The sequence below is a fragment of the Megasphaera sp. DISK 18 genome (assembly GCF_001682955.1).
GTDB classification, from domain to species: domain Bacteria; phylum Bacillota; class Negativicutes; order Veillonellales; family Megasphaeraceae; genus Megasphaera; species Megasphaera massiliensis.
Genome location: NZ_LUGJ01000035.1, coordinates 61,031 through 84,308 on the forward strand (window position 1 = coordinate 61,031; position 23,278 = coordinate 84,308).

General features: G+C 49.9%; 15 protein-coding genes and 1 tRNA gene. 5 read left to right on the plus strand and 11 right to left on the minus strand.

The features are described from left to right. Positions 1 to 11 precede the first annotated feature (11 nt). A complete protein-coding gene (locus tag A0U42_RS08340) occupies positions 12 to 794 on the minus strand; it encodes a carbon-nitrogen family hydrolase (protein ID WP_065360584.1) in 783 nt (260 codons plus the stop codon). Between the two features lie 161 nt (positions 795 to 955). On the opposite strand from A0U42_RS08340, the gene A0U42_RS08345 reads away from it, so the two are divergent. Next, on the plus strand, positions 956 to 1,618 hold the full coding sequence (locus A0U42_RS08345) for a uracil-DNA glycosylase (RefSeq protein ID WP_044505188.1): 663 nt from the start codon (positions 956 to 958) through the stop codon (positions 1,616 to 1,618). 91 nt (positions 1,619 to 1,709) lie between these two features. Here A0U42_RS08345 and A0U42_RS08350 read toward each other — a convergent pair whose 3' ends face one another. Beyond that, on the minus strand, positions 1,710 to 2,939 hold the full coding sequence (locus tag A0U42_RS08350; RefSeq protein ID WP_065360585.1) for a [Fe-Fe] hydrogenase large subunit C-terminal domain-containing protein: 1,230 nt from the start codon (positions 2,937 to 2,939) through the stop codon (positions 1,710 to 1,712). Positions 2,940 to 3,032: 93 nt separating this feature from the next. Further along, on the minus strand, positions 3,033 to 3,680 hold the full coding sequence (locus A0U42_RS08355) for a cupin domain-containing protein (RefSeq protein WP_065360586.1): 648 nt from the start codon (positions 3,678 to 3,680) through the stop codon (positions 3,033 to 3,035). Positions 3,681 to 3,879: 199 nt separating this feature from the next. On the opposite strand from A0U42_RS08355, the gene A0U42_RS08360 reads away from it, so the two are divergent. From A0U42_RS08360 to A0U42_RS08375, 4 genes are all read left to right on the plus strand, one after another. Then, a tRNA-Gly gene (locus A0U42_RS08360) sits at positions 3,880 to 3,953 on the plus strand. A 610-nt stretch (positions 3,954 to 4,563) separates the two neighbouring features. Continuing rightward, positions 4,564 to 6,768 carry a YadA-like family protein gene (locus tag A0U42_RS08365; protein ID WP_065360587.1) on the plus strand — a complete coding sequence of 735 codons (2,205 nt, stop codon included), beginning with the start codon at positions 4,564 to 4,566 and terminating at the stop codon, positions 6,766 to 6,768. Positions 6,769 to 7,321: 553 nt separating this feature from the next. Beyond that, positions 7,322 to 9,523 carry a YadA-like family protein gene (locus A0U42_RS08370; protein ID WP_065360588.1) on the plus strand — a complete coding sequence of 734 codons (2,202 nt, stop codon included), beginning with the start codon at positions 7,322 to 7,324 and terminating at the stop codon, positions 9,521 to 9,523. A gap of 199 nt (positions 9,524 to 9,722) precedes the next feature. Further along, positions 9,723 to 11,579, plus strand: a complete 1,857-nt coding sequence (locus tag A0U42_RS08375; protein WP_065360589.1) for an APC family permease — start codon at positions 9,723 to 9,725, stop codon at positions 11,577 to 11,579. A gap of 90 nt (positions 11,580 to 11,669) precedes the next feature. Here the strand turns inward: A0U42_RS08375 and A0U42_RS08380 are convergent, their stop codons facing one another. From A0U42_RS08380 to pct, 8 genes are all read right to left on the minus strand, one after another. Continuing rightward, a complete protein-coding gene (locus A0U42_RS08380) occupies positions 11,670 to 13,676 on the minus strand; it encodes a heavy metal translocating P-type ATPase (RefSeq protein ID WP_065360590.1) in 2,007 nt (668 codons plus the stop codon). 561 nt (positions 13,677 to 14,237) lie between these two features. After that, on the minus strand, positions 14,238 to 15,473 hold the full coding sequence (locus tag A0U42_RS08385) for a MalY/PatB family protein (protein ID WP_065360591.1): 1,236 nt from the start codon (positions 15,471 to 15,473) through the stop codon (positions 14,238 to 14,240). Positions 15,474 to 15,726: 253 nt separating this feature from the next. After that, positions 15,727 to 16,875: an acyl-CoA dehydrogenase gene (locus tag A0U42_RS08390; protein WP_062413050.1), complete on the minus strand. Its 1,149-nt coding sequence runs from the start codon at positions 16,873 to 16,875 to the stop codon at positions 15,727 to 15,729. Between the two features lie 186 nt (positions 16,876 to 17,061). Continuing rightward, complete coding sequence (locus A0U42_RS08395) at positions 17,062 to 18,180, minus strand: 2-hydroxyacyl-CoA dehydratase subunit D (protein WP_065360592.1); 1,119 nt, start codon at positions 18,178 to 18,180, stop codon at positions 17,062 to 17,064. Beyond that, positions 18,180 to 19,466: a 2-hydroxyacyl-CoA dehydratase subunit D gene (locus tag A0U42_RS08400; RefSeq protein WP_065360593.1), complete on the minus strand. Its 1,287-nt coding sequence runs from the start codon at positions 19,464 to 19,466 to the stop codon at positions 18,180 to 18,182. The genes A0U42_RS08395 and A0U42_RS08400 overlap by 1 nt, the downstream gene beginning before the upstream one ends. A gap of 21 nt (positions 19,467 to 19,487) precedes the next feature. Then, positions 19,488 to 20,264 carry an acyl-CoA dehydratase activase gene (locus A0U42_RS08405; RefSeq protein WP_044502860.1) on the minus strand — a complete coding sequence of 259 codons (777 nt, stop codon included), beginning with the start codon at positions 20,262 to 20,264 and terminating at the stop codon, positions 19,488 to 19,490. A gap of 24 nt (positions 20,265 to 20,288) precedes the next feature. Beyond that, a complete protein-coding gene (locus tag A0U42_RS08410) occupies positions 20,289 to 21,203 on the minus strand; it encodes a VOC family protein (protein WP_044502861.1) in 915 nt (304 codons plus the stop codon). 27 nt (positions 21,204 to 21,230) lie between these two features. Then, positions 21,231 to 22,784: a propanoyl-CoA transferase Pct gene (gene pct / locus A0U42_RS08415; RefSeq protein ID WP_065360594.1), complete on the minus strand. Its 1,554-nt coding sequence runs from the start codon at positions 22,782 to 22,784 to the stop codon at positions 21,231 to 21,233. Positions 22,785 to 23,278: the final 494 nt, after the last annotated feature.

Sequence of the window (23,278 nt, forward strand, 5' to 3'; positions counted from 1 at the left end):
TCGCTTCCCTTCTACAAATGGTATAACTCCGGCCGCCGGTCACGGAAGACATTAATCCGGCTGCGGAAACAATCGACGATGGACAAATCAATCGTTTCCGTAAGGACGGCATCGTCACTGCCGCCTTCCGCCAAAACATTCCCCTGAGGGTCGACCAGCAGTGAATGACCGCCGAATTTAAGACGCCCGCAGAAGCCGCAGCTGTTTACAGCGGCAACGAAAAACTGATTTTCGATAGCCCGGGCCCGATTGAGGAGCTGCCAGTGTTCCAGCCGCTCTTCCGGCCAGGCAGCCGGCACGAAAAGAACCTTGGCTCCGGCTAAGGCCGCCATGCGGACCCATTCCCCGAAGCGTACATCGTAGCAGATGATGGAAGCCATGGTCACGCCGTCGAGAGAAAAAACATTGAGTTCCTTACCGGCCGTAAAGGCCTTATCTTCCTTGCCCGGAGTAAACAAATGGCACTTGTCATAAGAAGAAACAAGGCTGCCGTCTCGGCGGACAACGTACGTCGTATTATAAATGTTCCCTTCATGACGACGAGCAATAGAGCCTCCTACGATATGTATATTACAAGATTTTGCCAGATCCTGTAAAAAAGCCTGTGCCAACAGCCCTTCTTCATCCGCTTTTTCTCGGACATCGGAGGGATAAAAAGACGTATCCCATAATTCCGATAAGACGGCGATATCGGCACCGTCGGCAGCTGCAGCCTGCACATGGCGGCGTGCTTGTTCAAAGTTCGCTTCCCGATCGCCGGGGACGATGGAAAATTGAATCAGTGAAATTCGCATAATTTCAGCTCCTTTCAAAACGTACAAACAGCATTGGCATCCAACCATACTAGCATAAAGATAAATATATTATAGAGGATGATCCCAAAAATAACAATTCCTTGCAAATCCCCGCTTCCCTTGTTATAGTTAAATTACTTTATACGCAAAGAAGGGGTATCATGGAACAAGATGAAATGATGAAGGATTGGCTGGAAAACCTCATGGCCTGTCAATCTTGTCATCTAAGACAGGAAGGCAACCGCGGACCGACGCGATATACAGGAAATATCACATCGCCCTTGATGTTCGTCGGTGAAGGCCCCGGCGGTGTGGAAGATGAATACGGCGTTCCCCTCGTCGGCCCGTCAGGGCAGCTCCTCGACAAGGCCTTGTGGAGCGTCGGTTTGACCCGCGACCGGGTATACGTCACCAATATCGTAAAATGCCGGCCCAAGAACAACCGTACGCCAACCTTAGACGAAGGCCGTCACTGTGCCGACATCCACTTAATCAAAGAAATCGACATCGTACAGCCAAAGGTTATCGTCTGTCTGGGTAAAGTCGCCTTCCAATACTTCTACGGCAAGGCCGCCAGTATCATGCGCAATCGCGGCAAGTGGTTTACCTGGCGAGGCTATCCCGTCATGCCGACCTACCATCCGGCCTTTCTCCTGCGTCAGACCGGCCACGACCTGGTCGAATCGAAATGGCAGGTCTATTACGATTTCAAGGCTGCCGTTGAAAAAGCAAAAGCCGAAAATCCCGATTACACCTACCAGAGCCCGGAAAAAACGAATCTCTTAGAACAATACACACCACTGAAAGAAAGCCGAAGTTTTTGATTCAAGCCAAAAAGCACTGCCATCATCGCGTGATGGCAGTGCTTTTCGTTTGTCATGTAGTTTTCTGTACTTTCGTAAAAACTACGCCAGCTCAGTCAAAATGCCGGTCATAGAGATGACTGTTTTCCAAGAATTCTTCAACCGTCGGGAAGCCGAGTTTCTTTAAGAGTTCGATGACGTAAGGATTTTCCATCGGAGTACGGGAGAAGGCCTGTTTCCCATAAGCCTGGACGTTAGCTTTGCCGTCTTCCTTTTTGATGATGGCACGAGGACCGCCGACACAGCCACCGATGCAGCCCATGCCTTCAAAGAAGTTTCCGTCGCGGTTGCCTTCCAAAATGTCGTTGATCATGGCCTTACAAGCCGGAACCCCATCAGCCTTGCGGGTCTTAATGTCGACCTTGCGGTCGGGATCGAGCTGGTGTACCGTCGTCGTGACGGCTTCGGCAACGCCGCCTGCATAGGCATAGCTGATGCCGGCTTCGGAAGCGTGAGGTACGTTGTCTTCCGGCAGGGATTCCAAATCGATATCGGTTACAGAGAAGAAATCCTTTACTTCCTGATACGTTAAGACGTGGTCCACAGCGCCGACCAAATCGGGTTCATTCCGTTCCGCTTTTTTAGCCAGGCAGGGCCCGATAAAGACGGTCTTAGCCTTGGGATGAAGGGCCTTTACGGTCCGGCCGCCGGCAATCATCGGCGATACGGATCCGGGAACGTTCGGCAAGAGCTGATGATAGAGCTTTTTAATCATAGCAATCCACATGGGGCAGCAGCAGCTCGTCAGCTGGAACTGATCTTCACTCTGAATGTTACGATCGAATTCCAAGGCTTCTTTTAAGGTCAGGATATCGGCAAAGACAGCGACTTCCAACATGCCCGTAAAGCCCAGGCGTTTAAAAGCGGTACGCAGCTTGCCCATGGTGACATTAGGCCCAAACTGGCCGGCAACAGCCGGTGCGACCATGGCATAAATCGGTCCGTCGTATTCGTGAAGATCCTGAACGACGGGAATGATGTCCTTGCGGGTCTTCAAGTTGTCGAGCTTGCAGGCATCGACACAGGCCTGACAGCCGACACACTGGCTGTCGTCGACTTCAACGCCTTCAGGTCCGCGTTTGATAGCCCCCCAATCGCAAGCTTCTTCACAGCCGTGCGGTTCATCAGGAGGGCAGAGGCAGGGTTTTACTCGCCAAACCAGCGGATGGTCATCGGGATGAGCTAAACAATCGATCAATCTCGGTTCCCCTTCAACGCCAATAGGTTTCCCATCAGCTGCTCGTTTGAGCATTTGCTGATATAATTCATCTAATGTTTTCATACATAAACCCCCTTAAAGAGAATAACGAAGCCAAATCAGTTAGTTTCATTATAACAGATTTTTAAGGGGGCTGACAGTTTTTTTACTGAAATTTTAGTCTAAAGTCAAAAGTAATGCCATTTTAAACGGCCCATCGGCAGTTACAGCATGGCGGCCGTTTTTCGCAAAGGCAAAATTTTCACCGGCCTTGATGGGAAAATCCTTGCCTTCATAATTGATAACCGCCTTGCCTTCAAGGGCGAAAATAAGAGCTTCACCCGGGGCGGCGTGTTCGGAAAGACCGGTACCGGCCCCAAAGCTCATGACGACGAATTTCATCTTCGGCGACTGGATGATGTCGCGGTTGATGATTTTACCGTCCTGGCAGGGGACGAGATCGGCCAAAGAAAAGAGTTTTCCATCATCGATATTCATAAGAGATTCCTCCTCAATCGTAATTTCAATATAGACGGCACCGCCCTGGCTTCTCATACCGACGGCAACACCTGCCGGCACGGCCACGACCTGCCCGGAAGGGACTTCCTTATTCCCAACCTCTCCATAAAAGGACAGGCTTCCGGAAAGGACATAAACGACCTTGGCCTTCTGATACGTTTCAGGACTTATGTCCGTATGGGCCGCCAAAGAAAAGTAAAACAGATGAGATTCAGGTTCATTGACGACCTCTTTAGAAATCGTACAGCCTTCTACAGGCAAATTATCTTCATGGATAGAAAAAACAACACCTTTTCGTTCATTCATGGTAATCCCTCCTTTTCATGGCTTTAGTATACCTAATCGGTGTCGTTTTAGCGGTTGCAAATCCAACAAAAATAAAGAAAATAGAATTTATCCCGGTCCACGTTAAATCCCAAATAACGGCAATCTATCGATAGAATCTGAAATCAACGCTTTACAAAAAGAGACTTTACTGTTAAACTGATATAGTAACTTAATATGTGCGGGTGTAATTCAGTGGTAGAATACGAGCTTCCCAAGCTTGGTACGAGGGTTCGATCCCCTTCATCCGCTCCATAGAAAAAGGGCTCACGACACGTCGTGAGCCCTTTTTAGTGTCCAATTTTCCTGAACCCGGATAACTTCATAACATAAGCTGGGCCGGTTTAAACAAATAGTTTTAAAACATTTTCTATTTATTAATATATCGTTACTTTGATATATGTATATATACTTATTTATATAAATATAATTAGTAAAATTCTAATAACCAATTAATAGTTGTCCTTTTTACATTCTATTACCGGAACAAACGGCTTTTAATAGCCATTCCTTTATTTTAGAATTGATATATATCATAGACATCAAATCCACATTCTCAAGAATATACTTGAATTTTTAAACGTTTTGGTATATTATCATTGTAACATATTTGACACATCTTTTTGTGTTAAATAAAAAAAACATAAATCAGGGAGCGTGGAATACAAATCACGTACGTTTTTCGATGCATGAATCTCGATATTTTTTATCAACAGCCTCTCGAATAGAGATTTCTGCTGATTTTTTATTTAGAGAGAATGCAGATATTTTTTATCGGATATCCGTCATTATTTGACCCATTCCCAAAAACGTACATGAATGGATAATACCCGCATCCCGAACTCACCAAGGAGGCATCATGTTGATGAGAAAATCACTCTACCCAAGAAAAAAATCTACCCTGATCGCCATTTTAGCCGCATTGGCAATCTGTGGAACCCTGTCCGTATCGGCTGCCGACTCGACTGAAGAACCGGTTGGCGATACACTGGATCTAACAACGTCCGATACCACTCACAAAAATAAAGTGACCAATAACGGCAACTCCCAAAAGAATACGATTGCCATCGGTTTTGATAATACGGCCCGGAACGGAGGATTAGCCATCGGTTCTAACAATACCGCAGAGAATGCTGCTACCATACATCTGGCCACAGCGATTGGCCGATACAACTATGCCAATAATGATTCTGTCGTCGTCGGCCACAGTAACTCCGGTGTCGGCGGCAGTGCCGTCTTCGGGTTCAATAACTACGGCAGCTCTTATGCCACGGTACTCGGTCTCAATTCTAAAGCGGCCGGTGGCATTGCAATCGGGAACGGAGCCAGAGCCGGTGCTTTCCAGATTTCTGATAAGCCGACGACCTCGACCATGATAAACTTTACGACAGCCATCGGCAATGGCGCCGTGTCCTTGAACGGGACATCGATTGGCTATCTGGCTAAATCAAATCTTGAAGGGCTTGCCTTAGGCACCGAAACAAACGCCCTGTACGGCGGCACGGCCCTCGGCAGCGGTGCTGCAACGGCAGAAAACACCTACTCCCTCTTCCATGCCGACGGTGTCGCCCTCGGTGACGGCGCCCAGGCCAACCGCAGTTACGGTGCCTATGGCTACGTCCCTCTCAGCGATACGGCTGCAACCTTAAAGACAGAAGACTCGATGGCCAATGATCTTGCCCTAGCTAAACAAATGGGCGACTCTGTCTTAACAGCCGTACAGGGCTTCTACGATAAATACGGTGAAGACACCTATAAAGAGTGGAAATCACTGGCCTCAGAATATGAAAAGGCAGACATGGCCGCTAATAAGAAAAGAGTTGCCATGGAAGAGACCACCTATGCCTCTGAAGCCGACCGACTGAAAGACTACAACGAATTAAAGGTGTTAGAAACACAGACCGAAAATGCAAAAAACGCCTTATCGGCTTTTGAAAAGCAAAATAGTGGCATTAAAAATGCCATCCGCCTTAAAGAACATACCCTGTCCCCCTTCAAGGCTAACGGCAGTGCCGTCAGCATCGGCCGCTCCGCCGTCATCGCCGCCGACGGATCGGTTGTGACTAGAGCGATTACTCGCCAAATCACTAACCTGGCTGCCGGTACGGAAGACACGGACGCCGTCAACGTGGCCCAGTTGAAACAGGTGAAAACCTATGCAGACGGCATTGCTAATACGGTCAAAGAACTGACGGACAAAGTCGCTTCCGGCAGCCGCGACTTCGCCGGCGACGACCAGAGTAAAGTCAGCGTCAAAGTCGGTGAAACCATGGAAATCACCGGCGGCGCCGCAACAAACAACCTGTCTGATGACAATATCGGCGTCGTAGCAAAAGGCGAAAACGGCGTTTCCGTCAAATTGTCCAAAGACTTAAAAGGCCTCAATACGGCGGAATTCAACACCAGCATCACCGTCGGTACCGGAGACAACAAGACGGTCATTACCGGTGATTCCATCCGGACAGGCAGCACGACGATCAACAATAACGGTCTTACCATTGTAAACGAAGACTCGTCGAAAAACATTACCATCCAGGATGGCAACATCAACATGGGCGGCAATGCCATTCACAATGTCGGCGAAGCAACCGAAGCCGGCGATGCCATCAATAAAGGCCAGTTCGATCGGACGATCAACAACTTCACCACCGGCATGAGTGAAATGAACAGCCGTATCGGCCAGATCGACCGCAATGTCAACCGCGTCGGTGCCGGTGCCGCTGCCTTGGCATCCCTCCATCCCTTGGATTTTGATCCCGATGACAAAGCATCCTTCGCCGTCGGCTTCGGCTCCTATAAGAGCGAACACGCTACTGCCCTCGGTGCCTTCTATCGTCCCAACGAAAACACCATGGTAAACCTCGCTGCAACCATCGGAAACAGTGATGACATGTACAGCGCCGGCGTTTCCTTTAAGATTGGCCCTGCTTCCCCTTACGCTCACATGAGTAAGTCGGAAATGGCCGTCAAGCTGGAAGAATTGACAGCTCAGAATCAAAAAATTGAAAGCCAGAACCAAGAACTCAATGAAAGATTAGCTAAATTAGAAGCCCTCGTCGCCACTAAATAAGCTAAGGCACTTACCAATCAGACATCCTTCGATACCATCGTTACATCGAAGGATGTCTTTTTCATTGAATTTTCATATGACGGTATATTTTCGTCATATCTCATTTATATTTCCCCCACCATTCAATAACGTTAGAACCGATTATTTTGTAGGAATTTTTCTGATAAGATTTCCATCTTTGGCAATCTATCATAAACGATGATCGACTATATAAAGCCATTTATAAGCTTTTAATTTTCGTAGGAATAATTCCTACAAAACATTTGTTTTTGTGACATGACAATGATATATTTAAATAAAATTCGTCATAAAGCCTTGTATTTCACTTCAAGTTGTAGTAATATACTCCATGGAAATACATAGCAAAATGTATTTTATATTCCTACATATGAACTTGCATATTGCCGGTTCATTTATTTTTTTACAGTTAAACAAGATATTTTTAATCGTATTTAACCGTTAATTTGGACTAAAATTATTCATATTATCCGGTTAAAAAATAAAATGAGCCGATAAGCTGCCTAGTAGGAATCATTGAGGAGGATTTACGATTATGAAGAAAACAAAAAGATTTAGCCAAAAGAAAGTCACCCTGAGTACATGCTTAGCCGTATTGGCGATTTGCGGTTCCTTATCGGTCTCAGCCGCCGATCCCGTTACAATGGATTTAACATCGGGGACGGATCATCCGAATAAAGTATCATCCAGTTCCACGACAGCCGATACGGTAGCCATCGGCTTCGACAACAAAACGTATAATGGTGCCTTAACCATTGGCGATCACAACTACGCTATAAATACCGATACCACCGTTATCGGCCGGAATAACAACGGCAATAATGGCTCTGTCGTCGTCGGCTATGACAATAAAAGCACAGCCGCCGCTACCGTCGTCGGGCAAAGAAACCTCGGTACCAGCTGGGCCACCGTCGTCGGCCGAGATTCAAAGGGCGCCGGTGCTGTCGTTATGGGCATGCAAGCCAGTGGCGGGATTTTCAACATTGGCAAGTCAATGACCAATGACCAAACCACCTCCTACTATTCAACGGCTATCGGTAACTATGCTACGGCGCTCGTCGGGACAGCCATCGGACATAAGGCCAAAGCAGATCACGGCGGCGTTTCCCTCGGCGCCAGTGCCAACGCCATGTACGGCGGCGTAGCTCTCGGGAAAGGGGCTGCCACGGCCGAAAACACCTACTCCTACGTCCGTTCTGACGGCGTCGCTTTAGGGGATAATTCCTACGCCAATCGCGGTTACGGTATCTACGGCTACGTTCCCCTCAAAGACTCAACAGATATTGTCAAGAGTATCTACTCAACAAGCGCGGCAACGGACTCGATGGCAAACGATTTGGCCCTGGCCAATAAAACCGGCGATGACAGTGTCGTCACAGCCGTCACTAACTTCTACAATACCTACGGCGAAGATGTCTATAATGACTACAAAACGGTTGAATCTGCCTATGAAAAAGCTGTCATGGCCTATGATAAACAGGCCGCTAAAATGAACAGCACGACCTACGCCACAGAAGCTGACCGGGCCGCCGACCTTGCCACACTCAACGACTTAGCTGCCGGTAAAAAAACGGCCATCGCCGCCTTGAACGCCTTCGAAAAAGAACATGACGGCATTGCTAAGGCTGTCCTCCGCAAAGACAGTGCCCTTTCCACCTATAAGGCAACAGCTGCTGCCGTCAGCTTAGGCTATGGTACGACCGACAGCAACGAAGCCGTTACTCGTCAGATCACCAACCTCGCTGCCGGTACGGCTGACACGGACGCCGTCAACGTCGCCCAGTTGAAACAGGTGAAAACCTATGCCGACGGCATTGCCAATACCGTAAAAGAATTGACGGACAAAGTCGCTTCCGGCAGCCGCGACTTTGCCGGCGACGACAAGAGTAAAGTCAGCGTCAAAGTCGGTGAAACCATGGAAATCACCGGCGGCGCCGCTACGGACAACCTGTCTGACGACAACATCGGCGTCGTAGCTAAGGGCGAAAATGGCGTTTCCGTCAAATTGTCCAAAGACTTAAAAGGCCTCAATACGGCGGAATTCAACACCAGCATCACCGTTGGTACCGGCGACAACAAGACGGTCATCACCGGCGACTCCATCCGCACGGGCAATACGACGATCAACAACAACGGCCTGACGATCAATAATTCCGATCCGACGAAAAACATTACCATCCAGGATGGCAACATCAACATGGGCGGCAATGCCATTCACAACGTCGGCGAAGCTACAGAAGCCGGTGATGCCATCAACAAAGGCCAGTTCGACCGGACGATCAACAACATCGGTAACGGCATGAACGAAATGAACGGCCGCATCAACCAGATTGGTCGCGACGTCAATCGCGTCGGTGCCGGTGCCGCTGCCTTGGCATCCCTCCATCCCTTAGATTTCGACCCCGATGACAAAGGCTCCTTCGCCGTCGGATTCGGCTCCTACAAGAGCGAACATGCCGCAGCCCTCGGCGCCTTCTATCGCCCCAATGAAGACACCATGGTAAACCTTGCCGCTACCATCGGCAACAACGACAACATGTACAGCGCCGGCGTTTCCTTCAAAATCGGCTCTTCTTCCCCTTACGCTCACATGAGCAAGTCGGAAATGGCCGTTAAATTGGAATCGCAGGATAAAGAACTGACGGACCAGAATCAAAAAATTGAAGCCCTGGAAAGCCAGAATCAGGATCTCAATGCAAGACTTGCTAAATTAGAAGCTCTCGTAGCCTCTAAATAATACGATCTCCTCCTTACGAAAAAGACATCCTTTGACCTTCCCTTGCGTCAAAGGATGTCTTTTTTACGCTGGGTTTCAATGCCTCATTCCCAACGAGAATGATAAGGGTAAAATCTCAGTTGACAGGATAATAAAGTGGGATTATACTGAATTATATTTAGCAAAATGCAGTTTCTTACAATTAAAAAAGGAGGCTATCATGCTATTCAAAACGATTAGTCGCCACCTTCTCGGCAAGCCTTTGGAGAATACCAAACTCGAGGGCGAACAGATGCCAAAATGGAAGGCCCTGCCTATTTTCTCATCGGATGCCCTGTCATCCGTCGGGTACGGGCCGGAACAGATTGCCATCGTCCTGGCTTCGGTACCGACCTTAGCGACATACCGTTATTTCGGACCTATCGTCTTAGCTATCATTGCCTTATTGTTCATCGTTGCCCTGTCCTATACCCAGGTCGTCCGGGTCAATCCTGGCGGCGGCGGTTCCTATGGCATCGCCATGAAATACCTCGGTGTCTACCCGGCCCTTACGGCAGGGGCGGCGCTTCTGGCCGATTACATCCTGACCGTTGCCGTTTCCATTTCTTCAGGGACGGCGGCGCTGGTCAGTGCCTTTCCGGTCCTCCACCCTTACCACGTCTATCTCGACCTCGGCGTTCTCATCCTGATGATGATCGTCAACCTGCGCGGTACCAGGGAGGCCTCAACCGTCTTCGTCTGGCCGACGTACTTCTTCTTGGCTGCCATGGGGATCACCTTAATCGGCGGCTTCTATCAAATCTGGAACGGCACCCTCACGGCTCATACCGTCGCTGTCGAAACGGTAGCCCCATTGAATCAGGCCGCCTTGATGCTCATCGTCCTTCGGGCCTTTGCCAACGGCTGTAGTTCCATGACCGGCATCGAAGCCATTGCCAACGGCGTCACCATGTTCAAGGCGCCTCAGCAAAAAAACGCCATCGAAACGACGGCTGTCATGGCCTGTATCCTGGCAATCATGCTCGGCGGCCTCGGCTACCTCATCATTTATCTTCACCTCTTGCCGACACAAGGCTACACCCTATTGTCCCTCCTTGTCGAAGATATCTTCAGCCGGACCTTGATTTACTACGTCATCCAGATTTTGATGATGGTCATCCTCTACATCGCCGCCAATACGGCCTACAACGGCCTGCCGCCGCTTCTTTCTTTCATGGCCGTCGACGGCTACGTCCCCCGCTACTTTGCCAACCGCGGTGAACGCCTGAGCTATTCTAACGGCATCCAAGTCCTGACGCTCATGGCCGGCATCTTGATCGTCTTCTTCCAGGGTAATATTGAGCACCTCATTTCCCTCTATGCCATCGGCGTATTCCTCTCCTTCACCATTGCCCAATCGGCCATGGTCGTCCACTGGAGACAATGCCGGGAACGAAACTGGCGCCTCTTTTCCGTCATCAACGGCTTCGGTGCCCTGGTCACGGCCTGCGTCGTCGTCATCGTCCTCATCACCAAATTCATCTACGGTGCCTGGATCATCGTCCTGCTCATCCCGACCTTGGTCTATATGTTCCTTAAAGTCCATCATCACTATGATGACGTCCGGGAACAGCTGTTGCTGACGCCGGAAGAATATACGAAAGTCATGACCACCGACTTAGGCCGCAATATCATCATCATCCCCATCGCGTCCCCGACTCAAGCCGTAGCCAAGGCCATTCGCTACGCCAAGATCATCAGCGGTTCGAAAGATAAAATCTATGCCGTCAACGTCTACAGCGACGATGAACGGGGCAAAAAGATCAAAACCTTGTGGCAGCAGTTGGAACCTGACATCGAGCTCATCATGCTCCAGTCTCCCTATCGGCAGTTGACGGACCCGCTCATCACCTTTATCCAAGAGCTGCGGAAAGAGACGGCTCCCAAAGATACGATTACCGTCCTCATCCCGGAATTTGAAACGAAAAAATTATGGCACCGTCTGCTTCACAACCAGAGCGGCTGGCTGCTAAGACTCCGTACCCTGCCTTACTTAGACGTCGTCGTATCGACAGTCCCCTTGCAGTTTACGAAATAGAAATCAAGCAGCATCTACAACAAAGCCCCGTCGAAGGAAATTTCTTCGACGGGGCTTTCTGTTATGGAACTGTCATCGGGAGATGGTCAGTTATTTTTTATAGAGCATGCGGACCGAGTTGAGGACACACAGGGCAGCGACGCCGGAGTCGGCGAATACCGCAGCCCACATGGAAGCGTACCCGGCAAAGCCGGCGACCATGACCAGCCCTTTCACGCCTAAGGCAAAGACGACGTTCTGCTTGGCAATCTTCATCGTTTCTTTCGACAGATGGAGGGCCTTAGGAACGGCACTGACTTTAGAATGCATGAAGACGACGTCAGCTGCTTCTACGGCCGCATCGGCACCGCTGTTCATGGCGGCACCGACATCGGCACCGGCCAGGACCGGTGCATCGTTGATGCCGTCGCCGACGAACATGACCGGACCGTATTTCTTACGGAGTTCATCCATTTGTCGTACCTTATCCTGAGGCAAGAGCTTGGCCCGGACGTCGTCGATACCGGTCTTGGATGCGATGTAATTGGCAGCCTGCTGAGAATCACCGGTAAGCATGGCCGTCGTAATGCCCAGACCGGAAATAGCCTTAATAGCATCGACAGCATCTTCTTTGATCGTGTCGGACACGACCATACGGCCGGCATAGCGGCCATCGACGGCAACGAACAGTTCGGCACCGTATTCAGCCGCTTCTATCGTCGGCATAACCACGGCATGACCGTCCATGAGCTTCTGATTGCCGCAGAGGACGACGTGACCGTCGACGCTGGCCTTCAGTCCCTGGCCGGCAAATTCTTCAACGGCTTCCGGTTGTGCCAAGGTCAAGCCTCGTTTTTCAGACGCTTCGACGACGCTGCGGGCAATGGGATGATTCGACGCCTGTTCCACCGATGCACTGAGGCGGAACACCTCTTCTTCGTCAAAGCCATCGGCCGGCAGGACTTGGTGGACGACGAAGTTTCCTTTGGTAATCGTCCCGGTCTTATCAAAGACGACGGCACCGATATTTTTAAGCTGTTCGACGGCAATACCGCCTTTAAACAGGATGCCCTGCTTCGACGCGGCACCGATACCGGCAAAGAAGCTGAGGGGCACGCTGAGTACCAAGGCGCAGGGGCAGCTGATGACAAGGAAGGTCAAAGCCGTATAAATCCAGTAATGCCATTCGCCCGTAATCAAGGACGGGATGATAGCCGTAGCCGCGGCGATCGCGACGACAGCCGGCGTATAAATGCGGGAAAAGCGAGTGATAAAGCGGTCGATCTTGGGTTTTCTGGCCGCCGCTTTTTCGACGGATTCCAAGATTTTAGTGACCATCGATTCCGCCAGTGGCTTGGTAACCTTAACGTGAAGGACGCCCGTCGTATTGATGCTGCCCGACATGACTTCAGACCCTTCATGGCAGGTAACGGGAACCGGTTCCCCAGTCAGAGCCGACGTATCGAGAAGGCTGTCGCCGGAGACGACGACACCGTCCAAAGGGATGCGGTCACCGACGCGGACGACAGCGATATCGCCAACGGCGGCATCTCGGGCCGGAACTTCAACGGTGCTTCCGTCTTCCATAAGGCGGTGGATGACGTCAGGCCGCATATCGATAGCAGCCGCCACCTGCTTCCGGCTGCGGTTGACAGCCCGTTCTTCCATAGCTTCCCCGATACGGCTAAAGAGCATGACGGCCACGGCTTCCGGGTAGTCACCGATGGCAAAGGCCCCGATGGTAGCTACGGCCATGAGGAAATTTTCGTCAAAAGGCTGACGCTTCATGATATTTTCAGCCGCTTCGCGAAGGACACTATAGCCGAGGAGTAAATAAGCGACGATATAAGCGGGAAGTGAAAAAGCTTCGGGAACGAGGTCGGTTACATAGGTAATTAAAAAGACAAGGGTTCCGACGACCAGGGTCCACAAGGCGCCCCCTTCTTCCTCTTCCACTTCTTCATCGTGGCAGCAGCTGCAGGTACCGATAGAATCAAGACTGACCGATTCCTCACCCTCGCAGCAACTGCAGTGTTCTTCTTTTTCAACGTATTTGTCATCATGGTGATGATGCCCGCAGCAAGTGCAGTTTTCTTCATGTAACGTATGCTCTGCCATAACGCAGCCCCCTTTTAAAAGACATTCTTTATATGCCTAATGATACCATTAAAATAACATATGTTCAAGTGTTCATATGTTATTTTATATACCATTTGAGCATCCAAAAAGGCTGTCCCATGCAAGATTTTTATCGCATGAAACAGCCTCTCTGGGTTCTATTTTCGATTAGAAAGTAAGACGCATCTGATGCCGAGCAGCATCCATGGCGGCCTGCATCAGTTTTCCGACATAGCCCTGACGGCGGCAGGACGAAATCGTATTTGACGCCAAAGATCATCTGCCAGGCCCCTGCTCGTTGTGAAGAAACGCATCGTCATACATATCGTCCGTCAGGTCCGCTTCATCGAAAAGCAGCAAAAAATGGTTGCCATAATGGGTCAGACGGTCTTTAAATTCGACTTCTGTCGCTGCGCTTCCGCAGGCGGAAAGCAATTGGCTCCAACGGCCGTAACGGCCTGTAAATCTCCTAATGTGGCTGTTCTTATATTCAAAACAACCACCTCATATATCAAAAAATCAGTTCACTGCCCACAGTGCCTCAAAAAAAGACAGGGGTCATCAATCAGCCGACGGTACGGAGCCGGAATGCTTGCGGACCGCTTCATATATCCGGTTTAAGCCTTCTTCAATAAGGGATCGCGGCATGGCCAGGTTCAAACGAACGAACCCTTTTGCATTGCCGACAAAGAGACTGTCACCGCCTTCAAGGAGTACGCCGGCCTTATTGGCAAAGAAGTCGGGGATATCGGCAATATCACTCAAGTAAGGGTTCATGTCTACCCAGGCCAGATACGTCGATTCCGGGATTTCAAAAGAAATGAGCGGCAATTTTTCCGCCAGGAAGTCATGGACATATTGAAAGTTTCCATCGAGATAAGCTTTCATTTGTTTCAGCCACTCGCCGCCGTGCTCATAGGCCGCTTCATGAGCTGCCAGTGAAAGAGGGTTCAGGGCGCCGACATTTTTATCGCGCTTCACAAAAGTCCGGCGCAGCTTCCGATCGCGGATGATGATGTCCGAAAACATGAGGCCCGCCATATTAAAGGTCTTGCTGGCTGACATGCAGGTAATGAGTTTTGCGTACGTATCCATCATTTTTGCCATGGGAATGTGACGGACGCCGCTGCGCAGGAGGTCGCAGTGGATTTCATCACTGATGATCCATAAGTCATTTTCTTCCACGATATCGGCAACTCGCTTTAATTCGTCAGCCGTCCATACGCGGCCCGTCGGATTATGAGGATTGCACCAGATGACCAGTTTCATCATAGGATCGGCGGCTTTTTGGGCAAAATCTTCAAAGTCTATCGTATAATGACCGTCTTCATCACGCCGCAAGGGAGAGCAGACATATTCTTTGCCGGAATATTCAGCCGCATGCTGAAAGAAGCCGTACGAAGGCGTCGTGATGAGGACCTTTTCATCGTCTTTTACAAGATTTTCGACGATTTCATATAAAGCCGGGATAACGCCGGAAGAAAAAGTTAATTCTTCTTGGGGAAATTCCCAATCGTACATCTTTTTGCACCAACCGGAAAAGACCTTATAATAAGAGTCATCATATAGGCCGGTATAGCCAAAAATCCGGCGGTCGATTCGGTCTTTCATGGCCCGGCAAATTTCCGGCGGCGTCGCAAATTCCATATCGGCCACCCACATGCGGATAAATTCATCATCTTTAAAGGGAAATTTCTTTTTCCCTTCCACGTCCTTGAAAATATAGCTGCGGAAGCCGTCGGTATTTAAGGCCCGAGTCCCCCTTCTATCAATGATTTCATCAAAATCGTAATGCATTACAAACACCCCTTCTTTCCTCCAAAACCGGAAACAACATGTTTCCGCGGACAATATGTTCGATGAACAAAGTATATCAAAGGCCTTGTGTGTCGTCAAAAAGGTATTTTCCGCTTAAGTGAATACGATTCCGCAAAAAAAAGACCCTGCACTATTCCGAATGCAGGGTCTTCATGTAAGCGGTTGTTATCTCATACTATTTATTTCTATACGTGTTTCAAAAGGAGGAGAGTTTGGTTAGGAAACTCTTTGATTATCTGAGGATGGCACCGGAGATGATCATCTGCTGTACCTGGTTGGTGCCTTCATAAATCTGGGTGATCTTAGCGTCACGCATGTAGCGTTCAGCCGGATATTCACGAGTGAAGCCGTAGCCGCCGAATACCTGTACAGCATCGGTGGTAACCTGCATAGCGACATCAGAAGCGTACTTCTTAGCGATAGCAGCATCGACGGAGTAAGATTTAACGTCGGGCTGGGCCATCTTCCAAGCAGCCTGATAGACAGCAAGGCGAGCCGTTTCAATCTTCAGTTTCATATCGGCGAGCATGAAGCTGATAGCCTGGAATTTACCGATCGGTTTGCCGAACTGCGTACGTTCTTTTGCATACTGGAGAGCTGCGTTGTATGCGCCTTCAGCGATACCGAGAGCCTGAGCGCCGACGCCGATACGGCCGCCGTCGAGGGTCATCATAGCGATCTTGAAGCCTTCGCCTTCTTTACCGAGGAGGTTTTCAGCCGGGATTCTTACGTTCTGGAATACGAGTTCACGCTGTACGGAAGCGCGAATACCCATTTTAACTTCTTTTTTACCGTAGGTGAAGCCTTCCATGCCTTTTTCAACGATGAAAGCGCTCATGCCTTTGGCACCCTTCGATTTATCCGTCGAAGCAAAGACGACCGTGATGTCAGCTTCGCCGCCGTTGGTGTTGAATACTTTGGAGCCGGTCAAGGTGTAGCTGCCGTCTTCGTTCTTAACTGCCGACGTAGAACCGTTCAGGGCATCAGTACCGGCGTTCGGTTCGGTAAGACCGAAAGCACCGAGTTTCGTGCCTTCTGCCAAGGGTTTGAGGAATTTAGCTTTCTGTTCGGCCGTGCCGAATTTCCAAATCGGCCAGGAGCAGAGCATGGTATGTACTTCGAAGCTGAGGGCAATGGAGGGGTCGACTTTAGCGACTTCTTCGCAGGCTACAACGAGGCTGAGGAAGTCAGCGCCAACGCCGCCGTTTTCTTCTTCCCAAGGAATACCGAGAAGGCCGAGGGTGCCCATTTCATCGAGGATAGCGCGGTCAAAAACTTCTTTTTCATCGCGGTCTTTTACAGTAGGAGCTAATTTTTTTTCAGCAAAATCTTTTGCGAGATTGGCAATATCTTGCTGTAATTCAGAAAGTTTAAAATCCATGATTGAATTTCCTCCTAATAGATTATATGTATATCTTTATATTTAAAAACGGCGAAGCCGTCTTTAAAGCAACATTGATAGCCCAAAGCCCGCTTGACACGGGCTTCAAGCTATGCATCCTGCCAGGGAAGACAGGTTATATTGTGGCCGGCTCCTCACGGGGTCCCGCCCAAGTGAAACCAAGGCTTAGAGAATTTCCGAGAAGGCCTGGATACGCGTACGGAGCTGTTCCAGAGACGGAGATTCGATATCGAGGTCGAGGACGGTGTAGCGGACACCGGCTTCTTCAAATTCCGGTTTGTAAATCGGATAGTCAAATTCTTCAGGATCGCAGAAACGCATCATGCAGACGACGACAGCGTCGGCCTTGTATTTCTTGGTCATGTCGATGAGCATCTGTCCGCGCGGTTTGTCCGGATTCAGGGCCAAGGGGCAGCCGTCGAAATCCTGCCACTGCTGAGCGAGCTGTTCCAAGGGATCGATGCCGGACGGTACATCCGTACGGAACTGACGGGATTCCTGAGCCAGGTCGTCGGCAACGACAGCAATGTTGAATTCGCTGAAAATATCGAGGAATCCATCCGGTTCGGCCATGATGCCCGAAAGGACGACTTTCTTGCCATTCCACGGCTGTACCGGTTCTTTCTTGACGGCGTCGATGAGCTGACGAATGAGGGCCGTGTGTTCTGCCTTGTCCATGAACCAACGAGCTTTGATGACGTCGTGACGTTTTACCGGCGTGAAGATCTGCGGATACTGAGCGGCAACGTCGCAGAATTCGCGCATAGCACGGCGGTTTTCATTGTAGACGTTGATAGCTTCCTGGATGGCAAGGTCGGAAATTTTGACGCCGAGGATGCGTTCCAATTCAGCGCGGACGTGTTCGTATTCGGCTTTGAGGAAGTCGACAGCCGGGCGGATCTTACGGTTCTGCGGATGGGTAAAGACGATGACCGGAGCCTTGCCGTGCCATTTCTGGCTCATGCAGCGCAGGGTGTCGCAGGGTACGGAGAAGATGACGGCATCGAGGCAGTCATAAGTACCGTTGAGCTGGAGTTCCATATCGGCCTGCATCAAGGAACAAGCAAAGGGAGGCAAATAAGTACGAGCTGCAGCGATCTGAGGTTTCTGGGCACCGAACATACCGACAGGGAGACAGCCGGCTGCGTATACGATTTCTTCCGGGGCATAGTAAGGCATCATGCCGACCAGGCGTTTGCCCTGATTTTTATAGTTTAAAACCGTCTTTTGAGGATGGTTGGATACTTCTTGAAATTTGCTGATAAGTTCATCAATCTGACTCATTAGTGATTTCCTCCTTCACTGGCTTTTTTATCTGCCATCATTTCGGTCAAAGCTTCGACACGGGTATCGAACTGAGCTTCTGAGAAGTTGCGGGCATCGGTCTGGTCACCGTCGAAGATGACATACGGTACGCCGAGGTTCTTCTGAACGCGCTGGCCGCCTTCGTTGTTGAGGAGGCTCATGTTCTTGCAGGAACGGTTCTGATGCATGATCAGGCCGTCGCATTTGCCGTCGCGGACGACTTTTTCAAGAACGGCACCGCGCTGTTCGAGGCAGCAGTTAATATAGGTCCGAGAATAAGCTTCTGCCATGGATTCGAGGTTGCCCGGTTCATAAGAAACGTCCCACATGCCGGGATAAGCAGAACCGGTCATGAGAGCGCCCTGACCCTTGAGTTCTTTAAAGGTATGGCCGAGAGCGATCCAAACGGCAATGCCTTCCCAGGTAACACGAGATTTTTCATTGTCGCCGAAGGCCCATTTCTTATTGGCAACTTTTTCATCCAATTCCTTGAGGAATTTGTTGAACGTGATTTCAGAGTAGTTCAAAGAACGAGCGGCAACGGCGAGACCCATGTAGTTGAAGAGGTCAAAACCGTTGAGCGGCGACGGTTTGTATTTGAAGTAGGTCGCAATCTTGTTCCAGGCAGCGATGGAGCGCTGAGTCTGTTTCTGGACTTCAAAGAATTTTTCATAGTCAAAGGGGCGGCCGCAGAGTTCTTCGAGCTGAGAAATAGCATGTTTGAATTCGCCGACGATGTACTGTTTAGCGTGTTTCGTAACCGGGAATTCATGGTTGAACGGTACGTCGATGTTGATGAGAGGAACGTTCAGTTCTTTGGCCAAGTTTTCATACCATTTGAGGAGGGTATTGCAAATATTGTTGCACGTGAGGACGACGTCCGGAAGGGGAATGGGAGAAGCCGGAGAATTCTTCAAGACTTCCGGCGTTTTACCCGTAAGGGCTTCCTGTTTGATGAGTTCCATATAGCCCATGTTGACGCGGCAGTAGGAACAGATATCCTGGTTATAGCCTTTATTTTCGGCAACTTCGAGCATAGCCGAAGCACCATGACGGGCACCGATGCCGGCAGCGTGAGTTTCCGGATAGACGATGGCAATATCCATGGCCGTGCAAAATTCCGGAGGTGCTACCGAGGCGGACCAGCAAACGAGGCGGCCTTCTTTTTTAGCTTTGCGTGCGTCTTCATCGACTTTCGGCAAGAAGTAACCAAGGGCGTCCTTGGCGCTCATGCTTTCAATATCTACTGTTTTTTCTTCACTCATGATTCTGTTCTCTCCTTTGACTTATTTCTTGATTTTATCATAAGCAATCAGAGCGGCTCCCAAGGCACCAACGGCCTGAGGATGGAGGGCTACTCTGACAGGGATACCTAATTCTTTCGATACGGCATCGACGACACCGGGGTCGCGGGAACCGCCGCCGGTCATAGTCAGGTCACCGCCGACACCGACGCGGCGCACGAGGGCGCAGGCCTTGGCAGCAATGGACTGATGGACACCGGCTACGATGTCTTCTTTAGGGATGTTCTTCGACAAGAGGGAAATGACTTCCGATTCTGCAAAGACCGTGCAGGTACTGCTGACAGCCGCCGGATGCTTCGATTTGAAGTACCAGTCCCCCATTTCAGACATGGGGATCTCTAGTACCTTGGACATGACGTCGAGAAAACGGCCCGTACCGGCAGCGCATTTGTCATTCATGGCAAACTGCATGACCAGTCCCTGACTGTTAAGTTTAATCGACTTAACGTCCTGACCGCCAATATCGAGGATGGTCGTCGTGCCCGGGCATTCGAAGAGAGCGCCTTTAGCATGACAGGTAATTTCGCTGACTTCGCCCTTGGCGCAGTCGACGTTGAAGCGGCCGTAACCGGTGGCGATGATATTGGCCATATCTTCTATCTTTAAGTTCGTCTTTTCAAAGACTTCGTCCAAGACCCGTTCCGGACCGGATGAACCGGTACCGATTTCAACGACGGCTTGGGCAATGATTTTCTTGCCGTCTTCCAAAATGACGGCTTTCGAAGAAGACGAACCAACATCGATTCCGAGAGTATACATGATGGTCACCTTTTTTCACAAAAATCAATTCTGAAACGGATTGGGATTGCTGCGATTAATGGGCGCAACGGTTTGGACGTATTCGACGAGGATACCGGCATCCGTGCTGGGACGGCGGAAGTTGACGACGATGTCGTCCGTGCCTTGAACGGCCTTCTTTTCCAGCATGCAGCCTTCTTGCTGGCCTTCCATGATCTGCCGTACTTTTTCGACGTCGTCGACTTCAAAGGCGATGTGGGCAATGCCGCCCTTGCCGTGATTGAAGTCTTTCAGGACGCCTTCGCGAGGGATGATGAATTCAATGGGCGTGCTGTTCTTATCTTTTTTGGTAAAGATGAGGTCGGCATGATAAGCATCGACGAATCCGGCATAGTCGACTTCAAGGCCATTCGTTTCTATGAAATCATGCGCCTTTTCCAAGGTCGGCAGGACGATGCCGATATGGTGCAGCCGCATAGGATGCCACGGTTCGCGGAGCTTTCCTTTTTCGGCGCCCATGGCCTTTACGAAGGGATCTTCGCCGCGGCCCGTAATGGGTGCCGTCGTCTGAACGTATTCGACGAGGATGCCTTGGTTGGTCGAAGGACGACGGAAGTTGACGATGATGTCGTCCGTCCCCTGTACGGCTTTCTGTTCCAACATGCAGCCCGGGCACTTAGCTTCCATTTCTTTACGGACGCCTTCGACGTCGTCGACTTCAAAGGCGATGTGAGCGATGCCGCCGCGGCCGCCGTTGAATTTAGTAAGGACACCGGAGTGCGGGATGATCATTTCAATCGGGCTTGCATAGTCACCGAATTTGGTGAAGATGAGGTCGGCCTGATAGGCGTCGACATAACCGGCATAGTCGATTTCAAGGCCGTTATTCTGCATGAATTCGTGGGCTTTTTCTAACGTCGGCAAGACGATGCCTACGTGATGGAGTCTCATTGGTTTCATAGTAAGGTCTCCTTTACAGCGAGAGATTTATTTTTTCAGTCCCATAGGACCGTCCTGAAAGATGCGGGCGTCCATGGTTTTGGGGTTATTGACAATCGGTTTGAAGTCCATGTGAGCCAAGATATCTTTTTCGATATCAATACCCGGTGCGACTTCGATGAGGGCCAGCCCGTCTTTGGTCAATTCAAAGACGCAGCGTTCGGTAATGTAGAGAACGCGCTTGCCATTGCGGGCAGCATAGGAACCGTTGAAGGTAATCTGATCGACGGCCTTGATGAATTTCTTGGCCTTGCCTTCTTTGAGAATCTTGACCTTACCGTCTTCCACAGCTACTTTCAAGCCGCCGGCCGTAAAGGTGCCGCAGAAGAAAACACTTTTGGTCTGCTGAGAAATATTCGGGAAACCGCCGCAGCCGGCAACGTGAGTACCGAACTTGCTGACGTTGATGTTGCCCGTGCTGTCGCACTGAGCCAGTCCCAAATAAGCCATATCCAGGCCGCCGCCATCGTAAAAGTCAAACTGATACGTATGGTCGATGATGGCATCGGCATTGCGGGAGGAGCCGAAACGAACACCGCCCTGCGGTACGCCGCCAATGGCACCGCCTTCGACGGTAAGGGTAATCGTATCGGCAATCCCTTCTTCACCGGCAACGGAGGCAACGTATTCCGGAGCACCGACGCCGAGGTTGACGACGGCATTTTCGGTCAGTTCCAAGGCACCGCGGCGACCGATGATTTTCTTGGCACTCATAGGAAGGGCTTCTTCGGCAGCGCCTTCCGGAGCCCGATGTTCGCCGCTTAAGGACGGATCATACTGACAGTCATAAGTCTGCTGATGATCTTCCGGAGCGGCGATGACGACATCGTCGACATAGATGCCGGGAATCTTGACCATCCGCGGATCGAGACTGCCGTGAGCGACGACGTCTTTGACCTGAACGACGACCTTGCCGCCGCAGTTGTGAACGGCCTGAGCCACGGAAATACTTTCGAAAGGCCCGATTTCTTCGTCCATCGTAATATTGCCCGATTCATCGGCATAGGTGCCGCGAAGGAAGGCGACCTGTACGGGGAAGGTCGGATAGAACAGCTGTTCATGGCCTTCAACTTCAATCAGTTTAACCAAGTCTTCCTTGGTTACGTCGTTCAGTTTGCCGCCGAGCTGGCGGGGATCCAAGAAAGTTTCCAAACCGATGTCGGTGAAAACGCCAAGCTTGTGGCCGGCCAAAGCACGGAACCAATGAACGAGGGTGCCTTGAGAAAAGTTATAGGCTTCGATTTTATTATCGACAGCCAATTTCCCGATAGCCGGTACGGTCTGCCAGTGACCGATGATGGCTCGTTTTAAAAGTCCTGTATGAGCCAGGTGTTCGGCAGCACGACCATCGCGAATCCCTTGAGAACCTGCGTAAATATAGGTGAGGTTCTGCGGTGTATTCGTTTCCAAAAACCGTTTTTCCAAAGCTTTGGTCAACGCTTCCGGATGGGCGCTGCTGACAAACCCGATCGATGTGATCGTATCGTTATCCTTTACCAGCTGAGCTGCTTGTTCAGCCGTAATGATGTTAACTTTTCTCATTCCCCTGATTGCCTCCTGCACATTGAATGGTTCGACATGATATCGTTCATTCTTTGTGAAAATTTTCCATATCTCAATTACTTAATAGAATGATATCACTTAAAATCGATAACGTCAACGAATATTATTGAGAAAGTTCGTTTTGTGGAATGAATAATCTATAAATTAATTCCGTTTAAGAATTAATAGTTTTGATAGGAAAACTCGAATCTATTCTGTAAGCATTCCTCATTAAAAATTTACAATGGCTTTACAACGACGACCTCCCGTCTTTTATGTCCTCCTTCAAAATATGAAGCCCATCTTGTTCCCAATAATCAATATCATAAATATAAAAAGTGTCCTGAAATTTGCATGATTAAAAAGTACTACCTCTTTTCAATTATGATAATTAGGCATGGTTCGTGAATTTCAGTACTAAGTTTGTCTGAGGAATAGTTTGTATTAGGAACATTATAGTGTGTCGATTCCTGACAACAGTCGCCTCCACCCGT

Excerpts from the sequence above, each read along its gene's own strand:
- A0U42_RS08350 (WP_065360585.1), bottom strand. The coding sequence starts at position 2,939 with ATGAAAACATTAGATGAATTATATCAGCAAATGCTCAAACGAGCAGCT.
- A0U42_RS08390 (WP_062413050.1), bottom strand. The coding sequence starts at position 16,875 with ATGGATTTTAAACTTTCTGAATTACAGCAAGATATTGCCAATCTCGCA.
- A0U42_RS08410 (WP_044502861.1), bottom strand. The coding sequence starts at position 21,203 with ATGAAACCAATGAGACTCCATCACGTAGGCATCGTCTTGCCGACGTTA.
- A0U42_RS08355 (WP_065360586.1), bottom strand. The coding sequence starts at position 3,680 with ATGAATGAACGAAAAGGTGTTGTTTTTTCTATCCATGAAGATAATTTG.
- A0U42_RS08405 (WP_044502860.1), bottom strand. The coding sequence starts at position 20,264 with ATGTATACTCTCGGAATCGATGTTGGTTCGTCTTCTTCGAAAGCCGTC.
- A0U42_RS08395 (WP_065360592.1), bottom strand. The coding sequence starts at position 18,180 with ATGAGTCAGATTGATGAACTTATCAGCAAATTTCAAGAAGTATCCAAC.
- A0U42_RS08385 (WP_065360591.1), bottom strand. The coding sequence starts at position 15,473 with ATGCATTACGATTTTGATGAAATCATTGATAGAAGGGGGACTCGGGCC.
- A0U42_RS08400 (WP_065360593.1), bottom strand. The coding sequence starts at position 19,466 with ATGAGTGAAGAAAAAACAGTAGATATTGAAAGCATGAGCGCCAAGGAC.
- A0U42_RS08380 (WP_065360590.1), bottom strand. The coding sequence starts at position 13,676 with ATGGCAGAGCATACGTTACATGAAGAAAACTGCACTTGCTGCGGGCAT.
- A0U42_RS08365 (WP_065360587.1), top strand. The coding sequence starts at position 4,564 with ATGAGAAAATCACTCTACCCAAGAAAAAAATCTACCCTGATCGCCATT.
- pct (WP_065360594.1), bottom strand. The coding sequence starts at position 22,784 with ATGAGAAAAGTTAACATCATTACGGCTGAACAAGCAGCTCAGCTGGTA.
- A0U42_RS08375 (WP_065360589.1), top strand. The coding sequence starts at position 9,723 with ATGCTATTCAAAACGATTAGTCGCCACCTTCTCGGCAAGCCTTTGGAG.
- A0U42_RS08340 (WP_065360584.1), bottom strand. The coding sequence starts at position 794 with ATGCGAATTTCACTGATTCAATTTTCCATCGTCCCCGGCGATCGGGAA.
- A0U42_RS08345 (WP_044505188.1), top strand. The coding sequence starts at position 956 with ATGGAACAAGATGAAATGATGAAGGATTGGCTGGAAAACCTCATGGCC.
- A0U42_RS08370 (WP_065360588.1), top strand. The coding sequence starts at position 7,322 with ATGAAGAAAACAAAAAGATTTAGCCAAAAGAAAGTCACCCTGAGTACA.